Here is a 724-nt window from a genome sequence, read left to right as displayed (position 1 = left end):
AAAAATGAGCAGCGCAATAATTCTTTCCGACAGCAGAGTAGTAAACACATCGACCAAAAATGCTTATCAAAAATTAATAGATCCAGCCGAGCAAGTAAAATGGAATTCACTTTATTTAGAAGCAACACTAAACCCAAAAGGCGAGATCAAAAATAACTCTGTAATGACAGGTAATTTTAAAGGGTCAGGTAAAGCAACGGTTATATTTCAAAATGTCCAACCCAATAAAGAGTTTACGCATTATTCAAAAATGAAAATGTTTAACTTACTTAATTTAGGTGAGTTCCACCACACTTACAATGTAGTTGATAAAAACGGCCAAACGGAAGTTACACAAACCGTTTCTTTCGTACCTAAAAGTTTTGGCCTGTTATTGAAAAGTGTAATTGTAAATAGTTTTAAAAAAAGATTACCAGAAAGTTTTGATGAATTTCAACAGTACATTGAAATGAATAACGCTTGATTATTTAACCCTTTTATAAGCACGTCAATTTTATCAATACATGTATTGGTTCTAAAAAAGCAAGTGGTCTAGCCTAGTCAAGCTCCATAAACAAAAAAAGAGCGTCAGGAAGGCTACCGCCATTACCATTAGACCAGGAATAATCAACGCAACAGCATTCAAAAACTGCTATTCGGTGAGCTTGTTTACTAAGCAAAGTGAAATCGAAGCCCTGGTTGATGCCATCCGGCAAGGCACGGCCTTGGTCTGGCAACCCATCGA

The 724-nt window shown here is 36.0% G+C and carries 2 protein-coding genes; one reads left to right on the top strand and one right to left on the bottom strand.

What is annotated here, in order from left to right:
• On the top strand, nt 1-463 hold a 463-nt coding region (locus tag ACYVFD_RS35990; RefSeq protein WP_461095454.1), incomplete at its 5' end, for a hypothetical protein.
• Between the two features lie 73 nt (nt 464-536).
• Here ACYVFD_RS35990 and ACYVFD_RS35985 read toward each other — a convergent pair.
• Nucleotides 537-724 (bottom strand): hypothetical protein (locus tag ACYVFD_RS35985; RefSeq protein WP_461095453.1); only part of this gene is annotated, 188 nt, incomplete at its 5' end.

It is taken from the genome of Spirosoma gilvum (genome assembly GCF_054776815.1).
This window is presented reverse-complemented; position numbering and strand designations above follow the sequence as displayed.